This window comes from Prescottella equi (assembly GCF_002094305.1).
Lineage (GTDB): Bacteria > Actinomycetota > Actinomycetes > Mycobacteriales > Mycobacteriaceae > Prescottella > Prescottella equi.
Map to the genome: position 1 here is coordinate 126,389 of NZ_LWTX01000009.1, position 13,026 is coordinate 139,414.

The 13,026-nt window shown below is 67.2% G+C and carries 15 protein-coding genes; 9 read left to right on the plus strand and 6 right to left on the minus strand.

The window, feature by feature from the left end; all coding sequences use genetic code 11:
* Positions 1-6: 6 nt before the first annotated feature.
* The 3 genes from A6I89_RS20100 to A6I89_RS20110 all read left to right on the plus strand — a co-directional run bounded on the left by A6I89_RS20100 (position 7) and on the right by A6I89_RS20110 (position 2,035).
* A complete protein-coding gene (locus tag A6I89_RS20100) occupies positions 7-591 on the plus strand; it encodes an HhH-GPD-type base excision DNA repair protein (protein ID WP_013414620.1) in 585 nt (194 codons plus the stop codon).
* A gap of 134 nt (positions 592-725) precedes the next feature.
* Entirely contained in the window at positions 726-1,565 is an 840-nt protein-coding gene (locus A6I89_RS20105; protein ID WP_022593614.1) for a class I SAM-dependent methyltransferase, read from the plus strand.
* A gap of 29 nt (positions 1,566-1,594) precedes the next feature.
* A complete protein-coding gene (locus tag A6I89_RS20110; RefSeq protein WP_022593615.1) occupies positions 1,595-2,035 on the plus strand; it encodes a VOC family protein in 441 nt (146 codons plus the stop codon).
* On the opposite strand, the gene ftsW is transcribed toward A6I89_RS20110, so the two are convergent.
* The gene (gene ftsW / locus A6I89_RS20115; RefSeq protein WP_044990339.1) at positions 2,004-3,416 is read right to left on the minus strand and encodes a putative lipid II flippase FtsW; all 1,413 of its coding nucleotides are present in this window, start codon (positions 3,414-3,416) and stop codon (positions 2,004-2,006) included. The two genes, A6I89_RS20110 and ftsW, sit on opposite strands and share 32 nt — an antisense overlap.
* Before the next feature lie 114 nt (positions 3,417-3,530).
* Entirely contained in the window at positions 3,531-3,929 is a 399-nt protein-coding gene (locus tag A6I89_RS20120; RefSeq protein WP_022593617.1) for a VOC family protein, read from the minus strand.
* 133 nt (positions 3,930-4,062) lie between these two features.
* On the opposite strand from A6I89_RS20120, the gene A6I89_RS20125 reads away from it, so the two are divergent.
* Together A6I89_RS20125 and A6I89_RS20130 are read left to right on the plus strand one after the other, a co-directional pair.
* Positions 4,063-5,052 carry an ABC transporter substrate-binding protein gene (locus A6I89_RS20125; RefSeq protein WP_022593618.1) on the plus strand — a complete coding sequence of 330 codons (990 nt, stop codon included), beginning with the start codon at positions 4,063-4,065 and terminating at the stop codon, positions 5,050-5,052.
* A gap of 9 nt (positions 5,053-5,061) precedes the next feature.
* Entirely contained in the window at positions 5,062-6,009 is a 948-nt protein-coding gene (locus tag A6I89_RS20130) for a pyridoxamine 5'-phosphate oxidase family protein (protein ID WP_022593619.1), read from the plus strand.
* Between the two features lie 50 nt (positions 6,010-6,059).
* Here the strand turns inward: A6I89_RS20130 and A6I89_RS20135 are convergent, their stop codons facing one another.
* Positions 6,060-6,671: a TetR/AcrR family transcriptional regulator gene (locus A6I89_RS20135; RefSeq protein WP_013414627.1), complete on the minus strand. Its 612-nt coding sequence runs from the start codon at positions 6,669-6,671 to the stop codon at positions 6,060-6,062.
* Between the two features lie 158 nt (positions 6,672-6,829).
* Here A6I89_RS20135 and A6I89_RS20140 point away from each other — a divergent pair, with 158 nt between their 5' ends.
* The 4 genes from A6I89_RS20140 to A6I89_RS20155 are packed head-to-tail and all read left to right on the plus strand — an operon-like array spanning position 6,830 to position 10,327.
* Positions 6,830-8,209, plus strand: coding sequence for a flavin monoamine oxidase family protein (locus A6I89_RS20140; protein WP_044990351.1), 1,380 nt, complete (start codon positions 6,830-6,832; stop codon positions 8,207-8,209).
* Between the two features lie 2 nt (positions 8,210-8,211).
* Positions 8,212-8,712, plus strand: coding sequence for an SRPBCC family protein (locus tag A6I89_RS20145; RefSeq protein WP_044990352.1), 501 nt, complete (start codon positions 8,212-8,214; stop codon positions 8,710-8,712).
* A gap of 32 nt (positions 8,713-8,744) precedes the next feature.
* Entirely contained in the window at positions 8,745-9,671 is a 927-nt protein-coding gene (locus tag A6I89_RS20150) for a carbohydrate kinase family protein (protein WP_044990340.1), read from the plus strand.
* Complete coding sequence (locus A6I89_RS20155; RefSeq protein WP_022593623.1) at positions 9,668-10,327, plus strand: class II aldolase/adducin family protein; 660 nt, start codon at positions 9,668-9,670, stop codon at positions 10,325-10,327. Before A6I89_RS20150 ends, A6I89_RS20155 begins: the two co-directional genes overlap by 4 nt.
* A gap of 12 nt (positions 10,328-10,339) precedes the next feature.
* On the opposite strand, the gene A6I89_RS24720 is transcribed toward A6I89_RS20155, so the two are convergent.
* From A6I89_RS24720 to A6I89_RS20170, 3 genes are all read right to left on the minus strand, one after another.
* Positions 10,340-10,489: a hypothetical protein gene (locus A6I89_RS24720; RefSeq protein WP_157349020.1), complete on the minus strand. Its 150-nt coding sequence runs from the start codon at positions 10,487-10,489 to the stop codon at positions 10,340-10,342.
* Between the two features lie 395 nt (positions 10,490-10,884).
* The gene (locus A6I89_RS20165; protein WP_005516111.1) at positions 10,885-11,088 is read right to left on the minus strand and encodes a cold-shock protein; all 204 of its coding nucleotides are present in this window, start codon (positions 11,086-11,088) and stop codon (positions 10,885-10,887) included.
* Positions 11,089-11,653: 565 nt separating this feature from the next.
* Positions 11,654-13,024 (minus strand): fatty acid desaturase family protein, encoded by a 1,371-nt coding sequence (locus tag A6I89_RS20170; protein ID WP_022593626.1) that lies wholly within the window; start codon positions 13,022-13,024, stop codon positions 11,654-11,656.
* Between the last annotated feature and the right edge of the window lie 2 nt (positions 13,025-13,026).

Sequence of the window (13,026 nt, forward strand, 5' to 3'; positions counted from 1 at the left end):
CGGGGTATGGCCCTCACCTTGAACCTCGTCGGTGACCCCGAAGCGGACGCCCTGCTGGCGTCGGATCCGCTCGCGCTGCTGATCGGCATGCTGCTCGATCAGCAGGTGCCGATGGAGACCGCCTTCGCCGGACCGAAGAAGCTCGACGACCGTCTCGGGGGCCTCGACGTCCACAAGATCGCCGAGATGAGCCCGGACGACTTCATCGCGGTGTGTGCGCAGCCGCCCGCGGTGCACCGGTTCCCGAAGTCGATGGGGGAGCGCATCCAGTCGCTGTGCGGCTACATCGTGGAGCACTACGACGGCGACACCGCCGCGATCTGGACGTCGGGCCGGCCGAGCGGCAAGGAAGTGCTGAAGCGGCTCAAGGCGCTGCCCGGGTACGGCGACCAGAAGGCTCGAATTTTCCTGGCGCTGTTGGGTAAGCAGATCGGCGTACAGCCGGAGGGCTGGCGTGAGGCGGCCGGAGCCTACGGTGACGAGGGCTCTCGTCGGTCGATCGCCGACGTCGTCGACAGGCAGACACTGCTCGAGGTGCGCGAATTCAAGCAGGCCGCCAAGGCTGCCGCGAAGGCGGCGAAGGAGAAGTAGGCGGTCGGCACCTCGGTACAGGTGAGGGAGCTGCCCGGGGCGGTCCCGACCGGCGACGGCGGTGAAAATGGCTGTCTCCGAGCATCGGTCGTGTGGTACACACCGGTGACCGTGAACTGCCGAGAGGATCCGTCATGCACATCGCCGATGCCATTGCCGCCAACCGTGCGAACTGGAACGAGCGGGCGGACGTTCACGCATCCTCACAGATGTACGACGTCAACGGGTTTCTCGCCGACCCGGAGAGGATCTCGACTGTCGTCCGCAACGACCTGTCGGTCCTGGAACCGCACCTTTCGGGGACGGGCATACGAGGTCGAAGTCTCCTCCATCTGCAGTGTCATATCGGGACCGACACGATCTCGTGGGCACGACTGGGAGCGGTGGACGTGCACGGAGTGGATCTGTCGCCCAACTCGTTGAGGCATGCGAGCCGGATCGCCGACGCGGACGGCCGTGAAATCCGTTGGTTAGAGGGCGATGTGCGTTTCGCATCGAGCCTCGTGGACCGTAGCTTCGACGTCGTCGTCACGAGTGTGGGAACGATCGCGTGGTTGCCGGAACTGGGTGACTGGGCGCGATCGATTCACGATCTCCTGGTTCCGGGCGGGGTGTTCATGATCCGCGACGATCACCCCATCCTGGGGGCGATGGACCACGAACCGTGGTCGATCTGCGACGACTATCTCGGCGGTGACGGGTACCGCAGCTACGACGATTCGGGCTCCTACACCGAGAACTCTGCCGGTCGGATCAGTCAGGTCACGAACTACGAATGGCGGCACGATCTCGGCGAGGTCGTCGGCGCGCTGCTCGACGCGGGGCTCGTGATAGAGGCTCTGGCCGAGCTGCCGTACATGGATTGGCCGGCGTTCGAGGATCTGGTGCCCTGTCCACGAGGCTGGGAGTTGCGGCAGGGCGCGCCCCGGATTCCGCTCAGCTTCGCTGTCGTGGCGCGGCGGCCGGCGGCGTGAGGCTGGACGACGGGCGCAGGATGGATGCCATGGCACACGTGAAACGTTTCGACCATGTCGGCATCACCGTCGCGGACCTCGACACGGCGACGGCGTTCTTCGTCGGTCTCGGACTCGAGGTGGAGGGCACCGGATCCGTGGAGGGGGAGTTCGTCGAGACGGTGTGCGGCATCCCCGGCGCGCACTGCAACATCGTGATGCTGCGGCCGCCCGGCGCGGGGGCCCGGCTGGAACTGTCGTCGTTCGTCACACCCGAGCACGCGTCGGGGTCGCCGATGGCGATGGCGAACGAGCTCGGGCTGCGCAACGTTTCCTTCGAGGTCGGCGACCTCCAGGCGGCCGTCGATGCGGTCGCCGCGGACGGGTACGGGCTCGTCGGTGGCATCGGCGAGTACGAGAGCAGCGTGCGCATGGCGTATGTGCGTGGGCCCGAAGGGATCATCGTGTCCCTGTTCGAGCAGCTCGGCTGACGTCCCCGCGCCCCTGTCGTCGCGTGTGACCGATGCGGTCCGCGGCGCGCTCGGTGGTGCGCCGGTACACGGCTCGGGCGGTCGCCGGCCGCGTGGGGCGTCCGAACACCACCTGCATCCAGCGTCCACCGCCGTCGTGCAGCGAGACGACAGCCTCGGGTTCGCGTAGTGCGGCGTGGGCGATGAATCCGAAGATCATCATCGTGGTGATCATCGAGGTGCCGCCCGCGGAGATCAACGGCAGCTGAAGTCCCGTGACCGGTATGAGGCCGACGACGTAGGCGACGTTGATGAACGCCTGCAGCACAATCCACGTGGTGGACGCTGCCGCGAGAAGACGCAGGAAGGGATCGGTCGAGCGCTGAGCGATCCGCATGCCGGTCAGGAGCACTACCACGAACAGCCCGATGAGCATGGCCGCGCCGACGAAGCCCAGTTCCTCACCGATGACCGCGAAGATGAAGTCGTTGTGGGACTGCGGCAGGTAGCTCCACTTCGCGTCCGACTGCCCCAGGCCCTTGCCGAACAACCCACCGTTGGCGAGGGCGTACTTGGCCTGGATGGTCTGGTAGTTCAACCCCTGCGGGTCGAGGTCGGGATTCATGAAGGCCTTGATCCGGTCCGAGCGGTAGCCCGCGGTCAGGCCGAGGACCACCGACGTCGAGACGGCGGCGACGGTGATCGTGGCGACCGTGCGGGTGCGGAATCCGCCGAACCACAGCATCGACATCAAGATGATGCCGATCGTGATCATGGTGCCGAGATCGCGCTGGAGCACGACGAGCGCCATGACCGTCACGCTCACCACGGCCAGCGGTTTGAGTGCGGTGTTCACGTCGGCACCCGCCGACTGGTAGTTGGCGATCAGATGCGCACACCAGAGCACCAGCGCGACCTTCGCGAACTCCGATGGCTGAAAGGAGATTCCGCCGACGACGAACCAGCTACGGGCGCCCATCTGCTCGACACCGATTCCGGGAACGAGGACGAGGACGAGGAGCACCCCGGCCATTCCGAGGAGCCACGGCGCCCACGTGCGCAGCGTCCTGGTGTCGATGCGCACGATGGCGACGAAGGCGACGGCTCCGATGGCCGCATACATCGACTGGGGAAGGAATCGCGCATAGGGCGATCCGGAGGTCACGAACGACTCGACGCTCGACGACGACAGCACCATGGTCAGCCCGACGGTCACCAACAGGGCTGTCACGCTGAGGATTACGTGGAAATCGAACAACGGGCGCGCAAGCCACACGCCGAGCCGAGTTCTCGGCACCGGCCCGGTCTCCCCGGTTCTCGGTGTCGTCTTCGTCTTGTCGCGGCGGGTGGAACTGGGGACGTTCCGCGAACGGGATCGAGCCCGATTTCCCGCCCGATCCATCTCCGGCTGTGCTCTCACGCCTCGATGCTCTCATGAACCTCCTGAATCTCATCAATCACAGAAGGTGGCGTCCGAGACCCGGGCACGCGCAATTCGACTCGGAAGCAGTCGGGTTCAGCCGGGTGGTGCGAAGAACTCGAGCGCGATGTTGTCGGGATCGCGAAAGGACAGGCCCGAGCCGTAGGCGGCGGTCCGGATGCCGCCGTGGGCGATGCCGAGTTCGTCGAGGCGGGACTTCCAGAAGTCGAGTTCTTTTGTGGTGCAAGTGAAGGCGACGTGATCGAGACCGATGTTCCGTTCGTCGAAAGCGGTGTCCGGGTTCGACCCGGTGTGGGTGTGCAGGCCGAACATCGTCCCGCCGCCGAGCGCGAACACGGCGTGATGAAAGGCGCCGGATTCCTCGTCCTCGTCGAGTACCGGCGGCGCCCCGAACAGACGGGTGTACCACTCGGTGCTGACGGCCATGTCGGACACGGTGACGGCGATGTGGGTGAGGGCTGGGAATGGTGCCACGAGAGACCCCTTCCTCGGGAATCGCTGACGCCGCCAAGCCTATCGCCGCAGGGCTCCGACCGGGGCGGTGTTGGTCCGGCCGACACCCTCGAGTTAGGTTAGCGTCAGTTAACCTCTTGGGAAGGTCTTTGCTGTGACTGTTCGTCGGCGTTCGCTCGCGCTCTCCCTCGTCGCCCTGGCCGGGACGTTCTCTCTGGTCGCGTGCAGTTCCGACGCCGCGACCGATGACGGTGCCGCGTCCTCGGGGGACGGGGCGTTCCCGGTGACCATCGAGCACGCGTACGGCTCCACGACCGTGGAGGAAGCGCCCTCACGCATCGTCACGGTCGGATTCAACGATCTCGATTTCGTGCTGGCGCTCGGTGAGACGCCTGTGGCGACCCGCGCCTACTCCGGGTATGCCTACAAGGATCGGCCGTGGGCGGCGGGCTATGCCCGCGACATCCCCGAGGTCGGCGAGATGGATCTGCAGTACGAGAAGATCGCGGAGGCGAATCCGGATCTCATCGTCGGCACGTACTCGCTGACGGAGAAGTCGGGCTACGACACTCTGGCGGCGCTCGCCCCGACGATCGGGGACCTGAAGGGGGCGAGCGGTGGCTCCGGCTCGTGGCAGGATCAGCTCGCCACGATCGGCCGGGCGCTCGGCAAGGAGAGCGAGGCTCGCGAACTGCAGCAGTCCGTCGAGTCGGACTTTTCAGACGCGAAGACGTCGAACCCGCGGTTCCAGGGCCGCACCGCCGCGGTCGCGATGTACATGGACGGCGATTTCTACATCTTCGAGGCCGGCGATCCGCGTGGCGACTTCTTCACCAACCTCGGATTCTCGACGCCTGCGCAGACCGGTTCGATCAGCGCCGAACAGCTGGCCTTGCTCGACCAGGATAACCTGATCGTCCTCGGCGCCACCAAGGAACAGCTCGCGTCGAATCCGGTGTTCGCGCAGCTCGGTGTCGTGAAGGAGGACCGTACCGTCTACCTCGGCGAGTTCGGCACGGACGTGCCCGCCGCGCTCGGGTTCGCGAGCCCGCTGAGCTTGCCGTACCTGATCGACGCCACCGTTCCGGCGCTGGCCGCCGCGTCCGACGACGATCCGGCGACCTCCGTTCCCACTGTCGGCTAGGCGCGTCCCGTGTCCGCGATCTCGACAGTTGCCGAGCTGGAGGCGATCTACGGCGAGCAGCCGCCGCTCACGCTCGAGAAGTCGATCTCGGTGCTCGACGAGCACTGTGTCGCCTTCCTGTCGTTCGCGCCGTTCGCCGTAGTGGGAGTGCAGGGGCGTTCGGGCGCACAGCATTCGGTGGTCGTCGGCGGCGATCCCGGGATCCTGACGGCGGAGCATGCGACGGCGCTGCGCGTCGACGTGGCCGGAGGCGTCGTGCCGCCGGACGTCGAAGACGGCGCGCCCGCAGGGCTGGTGGCGCTGGTACCCGGGTACGGCGAGACGCTGCGAGTGAACGGGCGGGTGCGGCGCGACGGCGAGTCGGTAGTCCTCGACGTCGAGGAGGCGTTCCTCCACTGCGCGAGGTGCGTCACCCGCTCGAAACTGTGGCGCGACCACCAGCCGTCCGAACTTGCTCCGATCACCATGGAGGACAGCGGGTTCGATGACCCGCATGTGCTGGCGTTCCTGGGAGCGACTTCGTTCCTGACGCTGTCGAGCACCGACGCCGGTGGTCACGGCGACGTCAGCCCCAAGGGCGACGACCGCGGCTTCCTCGTGCCTCTGGACTCCCACCGGATCGCGTTGCCGGACCGACCCGGGAACCGGCGCACCGACACCTTCCGAAACCTCCTCGCCAATCCCGCCGTGTCGCTACTCGCCCTCGTCCCCGGAGACGACCGCGTCCTCGAGGTGCGCGGTACGGCCCACGTGACCACCGACCCCGCCGTGCGCGCACGGGTGCAGGGCGGCGGCGCGCTTCCCGAACTGGCGCTCGTGATCGACGCCGAACGGGTCGACCTCCGGCACGAGGACTCCCTGCAGGCGTCGGGTCTGTGGCGTCCGGACCGTCGGATACCGAAGGGCGCCCTGCCGGCAGCGGGTGCGATCTGGACCGCCCACGTCGGCGCCTCCTGAACCCTCGCGCGACGTCGGTGGTCGCCCGGTCGAGCCGTCGTGTCGGTGGTTCAGCGGGACGTCGCCGGGCTCGACAGATGGGACTCGAGCAGCCGAATCATCGAGTCCCGCAGGGCGACGCGGCTCACCGGATCGCCCGGCCGGGCGATCTCGTGCAGCGTGAAACCGTCTATCAGGGCCACGAACTGGCGTGCGGGTAGCGCGGGGTTCTCCACCCCGAACATCTCCAGGGCGCGTTCGGTGGCCTCTTCGATTGCGCCCATGATGCGATGGACCGCCTCCGCGAGTTCGGGTCGCCGTCGCGCCGCGAGATATGCCTCGAACTGTGCGACGGAATCGTCGTTGTCCTGCCCCGTGACGAGTTCCACCAGGGCCTCGGCCAGTTCGTCCCGGCCGACCGTCTCGGACCGAGCCGCGGTGAGCAGCGTGGCCACCTTGTCGGTGACCGCGTCCGCGATCTGTGTGATGGCCGCGTCGATCACGTCGGGGACCGAGTCGAAGAAGTAGCTGGTGGTGGAGGCCGGGAACCCGGCCCGGTCGGCGACGGCTCGGAATGTGACGCGCTCGAGCCCCTTCTCGGCGATCACCGCAATTGCCGCGGCGACGAGCTCCGTGCGTCGTTCGCGTCCGCGTGCGTAGTGCGAGCGACGTGAGGGGTTCATGGGACGAGAATACTTATCGAGCAAAGTCTGGCCATTTGGCCAAACTTTGCCTAACGTGTCTCCCGCGACCGTCGGTCGGTGCGGCCGTCGGATCGGTTCGACGGCCGGCGCGGACTGAGCCGAGAGTTGTTCGCAGCCGAGGAGTGGGGGAGGTGACCGTGGCATCGACAACCGATGTGATCGTGGTCGGTGCCGGATTGGCGGGGCTGACGGCAGCCCGTCGACTCGTGGACGCCGGACTGGCCGTGCAGGTCGTCGAGGCGCGTGACCGGGTCGGTGGACGCACGCTCAATCATGACCTGGGCGACGGCCGGATCGTCGACTCCGGTGGCCAGTTCGTGGGCCCGACCCAGGACCGGGTCCGGGCACTGGCCAAGGAGCTGGGGGTCGAGACCTTCTCGACCTTTGATCAGGGGCTCAGTACCTACGTCAAGAACGGCACGGCCCGGACGTTCACCGGTGACGTTCCGCCGGACCCCGCCGCGCTGGCCGACGTGGGCGCGCTGATCCTCCGGGTGAACCGGGCCGCCAGGTCGATCCCGGTCGACGAGCCGTGGAACGCGCGTGGGGCACGCTCTCTCGACTCGCAGTCGCTGACGAGTTGGATCCGGCGCGGCGCGGTCACCGACGGCGGACTGGACCTGCTCAACGTCCTGCTGGGTTCGGCGTTCGGTGGGTCCGCCACCGACGCGTCCGCGCTGTTCGGTCTGTGGTACGTCGCCGGTGCGGGCAACGAATACACCGCCGGTACCGTCGAGCGGATGATCGGAGTGCTTGGGGCAGCGCAGGATTCGCGTTTCCACGGCGGTGCCCAGATGCTCTCGCTGCGGCTCGCCGACGAGCTCGGGGATGCGGTGGCGCTCGGCGAGCCGGTGCGGAGGGTCGAGCAGGATGGACGTGGCGTACGGGTGTTCAGCGACAACCGTGAATGGTCCGCGAGCCGGGTGGTCGTCGCTGTGCCTCCCGTGCTGGCCAGCCGAATCGCCTGGGATCCGCTGCTCCCGGCCCAGCAGGACGCACTCTTCTCACGCATGGCACTCGGCACGCTCTGCAAGATCGAGGCCGTCTATCCGGAACCGTTCTGGCGCAGGGACGGACTGTCGGGTCGAGGGGTCTTCCGGGATCCCACCTCGCCGGTGTGCTCCATGTTCGACAACTCCCCACCGGACGGCGGCCCCGGCATTCTGATGGGCTTCGTCGGCGGCGCCCAGTGGCGGCGATGGGTGTCGCTCCCGGCCGGTCAGCGCCGAGGAGCGGTGCTCCGGGCCTTCGCCACGGTCGTCGGGAAGCAGGCGCTCACACCCGTCGAGTGGATCGAACAGGACTGGACCAAGGAAGAGTGGACGCGCGGCGGCCCGACGTCGGTGCTCGCGCCCGGCGTGGTCACCGAACTGGGGATGTGGCGGGACGTGCCTTTCCAGCGAGTGCACTGGGCCGGTGCGGAGCACTCGCCGTACTGGAACGGGTACCTCGACGGTGCCGTCCGTTCCGGTGAATCATCTGCAGCCGAAGTCATTGCGGCCGAAGGGAAGATGTGATCATGCCCAATCGCTTCGTGATCAGCGCGCAGCGCGTTCTCGCCGCCACGCTCGACGAGGTGTGGGAGCTGACGTCGGACACCGGGCGCTACGGCGACTGGGTGGTGAGTGTCCGGGAGGTGACCGCCCACCACGGTCCCGCGACCGTCGGCAAGTCGTATCGTGAACGTGTCACGTCGGTGGGTCCGCTGACGTCGCGCGCCGAGTGGACCGTTCGCACCCTCGAACCGAAGACGCTGCGAATCGATTCCGGTGTGGGCCTTGCGCCGCTGCGCGACGTCGTCAACATCTTCCGGTTCGCGCCGGTCGGCGACGCCGCCACCTCGATGACCTATGAATTCCACTTCACGCTCGGGCCGGCCCCGCTCGGCGCCCTCGTCCACAAGATCCTCCGCTCCTCGATGGCCGCCGCGTTCGACGAATCGATGCGCGCACTCGAGACGGTGATCCTCTCCGAACGTCCGACACAGCAGGAACTCCGGGAAGGGAACGAAGTCCGGTGACGACAACGAATGCGGCAGATTCCGTGCGGGCGATGATGTTGGGCGTGCATGTGCTCGACACACTGGTCCGGCCGGTGGAGAGCATTCCCGAGGGCCAGGGCGGTGCCCTCGTCGAACAGATCGCGATCTCGCCGGCCGGAACGGCGGGTGGGACGGGCCTCGTCCTGTCACGTCTGGGAGTGCAGGTGCGCGCCGCCGGGGCAATCGGCGACGACGTGGTGGGCGAGATGCTCACCATGCTCCTCGAACGCGAGGGCATCGATACCTCACTGCTGCACCGGATCACCGGTGCGCAGACGTCGGCCTCGGTACTCCCCATCCGCCCGGACGGCTCACGTCCCGCACTGCACGTGGTGGGTGCGAATCAGTTCCTCGGCGAGCATGTTCCGTGGGAGGACCTGGCGGGTGCCGACTTCGTGCACCTGGGGGCGGTGGAGTTCTACGGCGGCGACCTCGGTGCACAGATCCTCGAGCGGGCACACCAGCACGGTGCGATCACGTCGGCGGACAGCCTGGCGCAGGGCCTGCCCGGGGTCCTCGACTACATCCGGGCGGCGTTGCCGCACATCGACTACCTGCTGCCCAACGACGAGCAGGTGATCGGCTGGACCGAGGCGTCGTCGTTGCGTGAGGGCTGCGAACGCCTGCTGGAACTGGGCGCCCGGTGCGTCGTCGCCACGGCAGGAGCGGAGCCGACGGTGGTCGCCACCGCGGACGGCATCACCGAGGTGAAGGCGTTCCCGGTCGACGTCGTCGACACCAGCGGGTGCGGTGACGCGTTCTCGGCCGGGTTCCTGCGCGGCATCTCCCTCGGACTCGACGTCGTCGGCGCCGCCGAGTTCGGCAACGCCACCGCCGCGCACACCGCGCAGGGGCTCGGCAGCGCCTACGGGACGTACGACGCGGACACGGTGCGCGCCTTCATCGCGGCACGGAGCCCGGCCGAGGATCTCGGATGACGAGCCCCGGTGCGTTCACCGAGCTGCGCGCGTCGGTCGCCGACACCGCCCGGCAGGTCGCGGCGCGCGGACTGGTGCTCGGGAGCGCCGGCAACGTCAGTGTCCGCGACGGCGACGCGGTCGCGGTCACCGCGAGCGGGGTGCACCTGATCGACGCGACCGTCGACGACGTCACCGTCGTGCACCTGGACGGCCACGTGATCGAGGGCGGGTTGCGCCCGACCACCGAACTCGAAATGCACCTTGGCATCTACCGGTCGACCTCGAATAGCAGTGTGGTGCATGCGCACTCGACGTCGACCGTTGCGCTGTCGTTGGTGACCGACGAGCTGCCCCCGGTGCACTATCAGCAGCTGCTGCTCGGTGGTGCCATTCCGGTGGTGCCGTTCGCGGCGTTCGGGAGTGAGCAACTCGCCACGTCGACGGTCGAGGCGCTGGCGCACCACAACGCGGCGATCCTGGCGCACCACGGCTCCGTGGCGGTGGGCCAGTCGCCGACCGAAGCGCTCGACCGAATCGTGCTGCTGGAGTGGCTGTGCGAGGTCTACCTCCGCGCCGCGGCGGTGCGCCGGCCCCGCGCGCTCACGCCCGACGACCTACAGGCCGTGATCGAGATGGCGATCGCGACGCAGTACGGGGAGAAGCGCCACGTGTGAGCAGCGGGCGCGTCAGCCGGGCGGTGCGAAGAACTCGAGTGCGATGTCGTCCGGGTCGCCGAAGGGCAACCCGACGCGAAGCTCGTCACCCTCATCGGCGCCCGCGGTTGTTCCGCGGGGCACGCAGTCGTACACATTGCTGCTCCAGTTCGCTTCGGTCAACCGCGCAGTGGCAGAATGGAACCCATGTCCCTCACCCTCGATGCGGCCTTCTGGCGCCGCGTGTATGCGGATCGGCAGCGGGTGGAGGACGAGCGGGCGAGGGTGACCAGGACGGGGCGCCGCCGACCGGTCGGGGATGATGCAGTGCGGGCGGTCCCACTCAGTCACACCGCTGCGATGAAGTCCGCGCGGGCAGAGTTGACCAGGGTGGCGCGTGCTGCGGAGAACTTGCACGGGGTCGTTCACCCATAAGCAGTAGCTCCGCGCCGAACGGGTCCGCGTCGGGATGGTGACCCGGCGTGTGTACGAAACACGTCGGGGCTCGCCCCCTTGCATAGGAGGGGCGAGCCCCGACGTGGCCTCACATCCCCGCGAGGGGGACGAGCGGGGATGGATCAGATGACGGTGATACCGGTCGCCTGGGGGCCCTTGGCGCCCTGGCCGATCTCGAACCGCACGTGCTGGTTCTCTTCGAGGCTGCGGAACCCGCCGCTCTGGATCTCCGAGTAGTGAACGAAAAGGTCAGCGGAACCGTCCGAAGGTGCGATGAAGCCGAACCCCTTCTCCGAGTTGAACCACTTCACGGTGCCTTCTGCCATGTGTATTTCCTTTTCTCCTGCTGTACGGCTCTGCCGAAAACGGGCAGAGTCCGGCCGATATCGCATGACGAGAAGATTTTCCAGGACAGGAGATCCAACCGCACGCAACAGAGAATTTGCGAGCGCGGTAAACGCGAACAAAGACTACGACCAAGCACAGTCAACCACAGATCCGATGGAAAGTCCCGCACCCGAACCCGCGATCCAACGTGGGGACGCGTTCGGGAACCTCGGAAACGTTGTCGCAGTGGACTATCGAGTGCTGAAGAGTTCGCGACTTATCTCCTCGCTGCTTCTCGGCATGGGGAGAGAAGCGGCAGGGATGCGGTCGGTGAGTGCTTCGGCCGCAGTGCGGTTGATCCCGCAATCGCCGTCTGCTGTGTCCCACGGGTCGTAGAAGAGTCGTCCGTTGACCGGATCATGCGTGCTGTTCACAAAGTGTCCTTCTGTCTGTCGGCACAGCGCGGAGGGACCGATTCCAGGTCGGTCGGGATGCCGCGCCGCGAAAATGTCGTTGGTCCGTACCCGCGACGTCTGATGTGGCGCGGCGGACTCGGGTATTCGGTCACCCAGTGGTGGCCTGGGTGCGAAGAGATCGTCGGGGCAGAGAAGGGGCCCCGGGCACCGTCCCCACTGTACGGCTCGCCCGAGGTATCGGCAGCCCGGCCGGCTTCCTTCGCCTTCCGCGCATGAACCTGCGCGCTTCGACGCGGGCCTCCGCCTGTGCACGCAGAGCCGACAGCAGCCCGCGCCGGCGCCCGGTGGTGGCGTCGATTCGCAGCGCCCCCGCGATTCGCGAACCATTCGTGTGGAATTTGCGTTCCGACGAGGTCTCGGGAGCGTCGTCGGAGGTGCGCTCGAGGAAGCGGTCTGGCAACGCCAGCTTGTGGATCGTCCGCAGCGTCAGCAGGTATTGCCTGGTCAAGGGTCCCGTCGTATATGGCAGGTCGTATCGGGTGCACAGCGCCCGCACCCGCTCGGCGATCTCGGAGTACCGGTTCGACGGCAGGTCCGGGAACAGGTGGTGCTCGATCTGGTAGCTGAGATTTCCGGTGAGGAATCCCATGATCGGGCCGCCGTCGATGTTGGCACTGCCGAGCATCTGGCGCAGGTACCACTGCCCGCGTGTCTCGGTCTCGAACTGCTCGGCGGTGAACTTCTCTGCGCCGTCCGGGAAGTGCCCGCAGAAGATCACCGCGTATGCCCACAGATTCCGCACGAGATTCGCGGTCGCGTTCGCGGTCAGCGTGTGCTTCCACGCCCGGCCCGTGAGGGCCGGAAACAGCACAAAATCCTTGCCGACCTGTCGGACGATCTTGACCGCGAACTGTTTGTTGGGCGCCGAGTTCCACTGCATGGGGTCGACGCCCTCACGCTTTTGCTGCGCTTCGAGGTCGTGCAGGGCGATGCCCCACTCGAAGGTGGCGGCGAGGATCACGTTCGCAATCGGCTGCAGTAGGTTGATCGGACGCCATTCCTCGTCGCGGGTCATCCGCAAGATCCCGAATCCGACGTCGTCGTCCATACCGACGATGTTGGTGAAGGTGTGGTGGGCGTAGTTGTGCGCACGCTTCCAGTGCTCCGACGGCCCGGTCTGATCCCATTCCCATGTGGTGGAGTGGATCTCCGGATCGTTCATCCAGTCCCACTGCCCGTGCATCACATTGTGCCCGAGCTCCATGTTCTCGATGATCTTCGCCAGTGAGAGCATTGCGGTCCCGACCGCCCACGCCGGCCGGCGGCGGCTGCCGAACAACACCGCCCTCGCGCCCAATTCGAGGGCCCGCTGGAGGCCGATGACTCGCCGAATGTAGCGGGCATCGCGAATGCCACGAGACTCCTCGACGTCGCGCCGAATCTCGTCCAGTTCCCGCCCGAGGGCGTCGATGTCGTCGGCGGTGAGATGAGCGAACTCGTTTATGTCGGTGATGGCCACCA

Coding starts and splice junctions, on each gene's coding strand:
- A6I89_RS20100 (WP_013414620.1), top strand. CDS start 7: ATGGCCCTCACCTTGAACCTCGTCGGTGACCCCGAAGCGGACGCCCTG.
- A6I89_RS20105 (WP_022593614.1), top strand. CDS start 726: ATGCACATCGCCGATGCCATTGCCGCCAACCGTGCGAACTGGAACGAG.
- A6I89_RS20110 (WP_022593615.1), top strand. CDS start 1,595: ATGGCACACGTGAAACGTTTCGACCATGTCGGCATCACCGTCGCGGAC.
- ftsW (WP_044990339.1), bottom strand. CDS start 3,416: ATGGATCGGGCGGGAAATCGGGCTCGATCCCGTTCGCGGAACGTCCCC.
- A6I89_RS20135 (WP_013414627.1), bottom strand. CDS start 6,671: ATGAACCCCTCACGTCGCTCGCACTACGCACGCGGACGCGAACGACGC.
- A6I89_RS20145 (WP_044990352.1), top strand. CDS start 8,212: ATGCCCAATCGCTTCGTGATCAGCGCGCAGCGCGTTCTCGCCGCCACG.
- A6I89_RS20150 (WP_044990340.1), top strand. CDS start 8,745: ATGATGTTGGGCGTGCATGTGCTCGACACACTGGTCCGGCCGGTGGAG.
- A6I89_RS20155 (WP_022593623.1), top strand. CDS start 9,668: ATGACGAGCCCCGGTGCGTTCACCGAGCTGCGCGCGTCGGTCGCCGAC.
- A6I89_RS20165 (WP_005516111.1), bottom strand. CDS start 11,088: ATGGCAGAAGGCACCGTGAAGTGGTTCAACTCGGAGAAGGGGTTCGGC.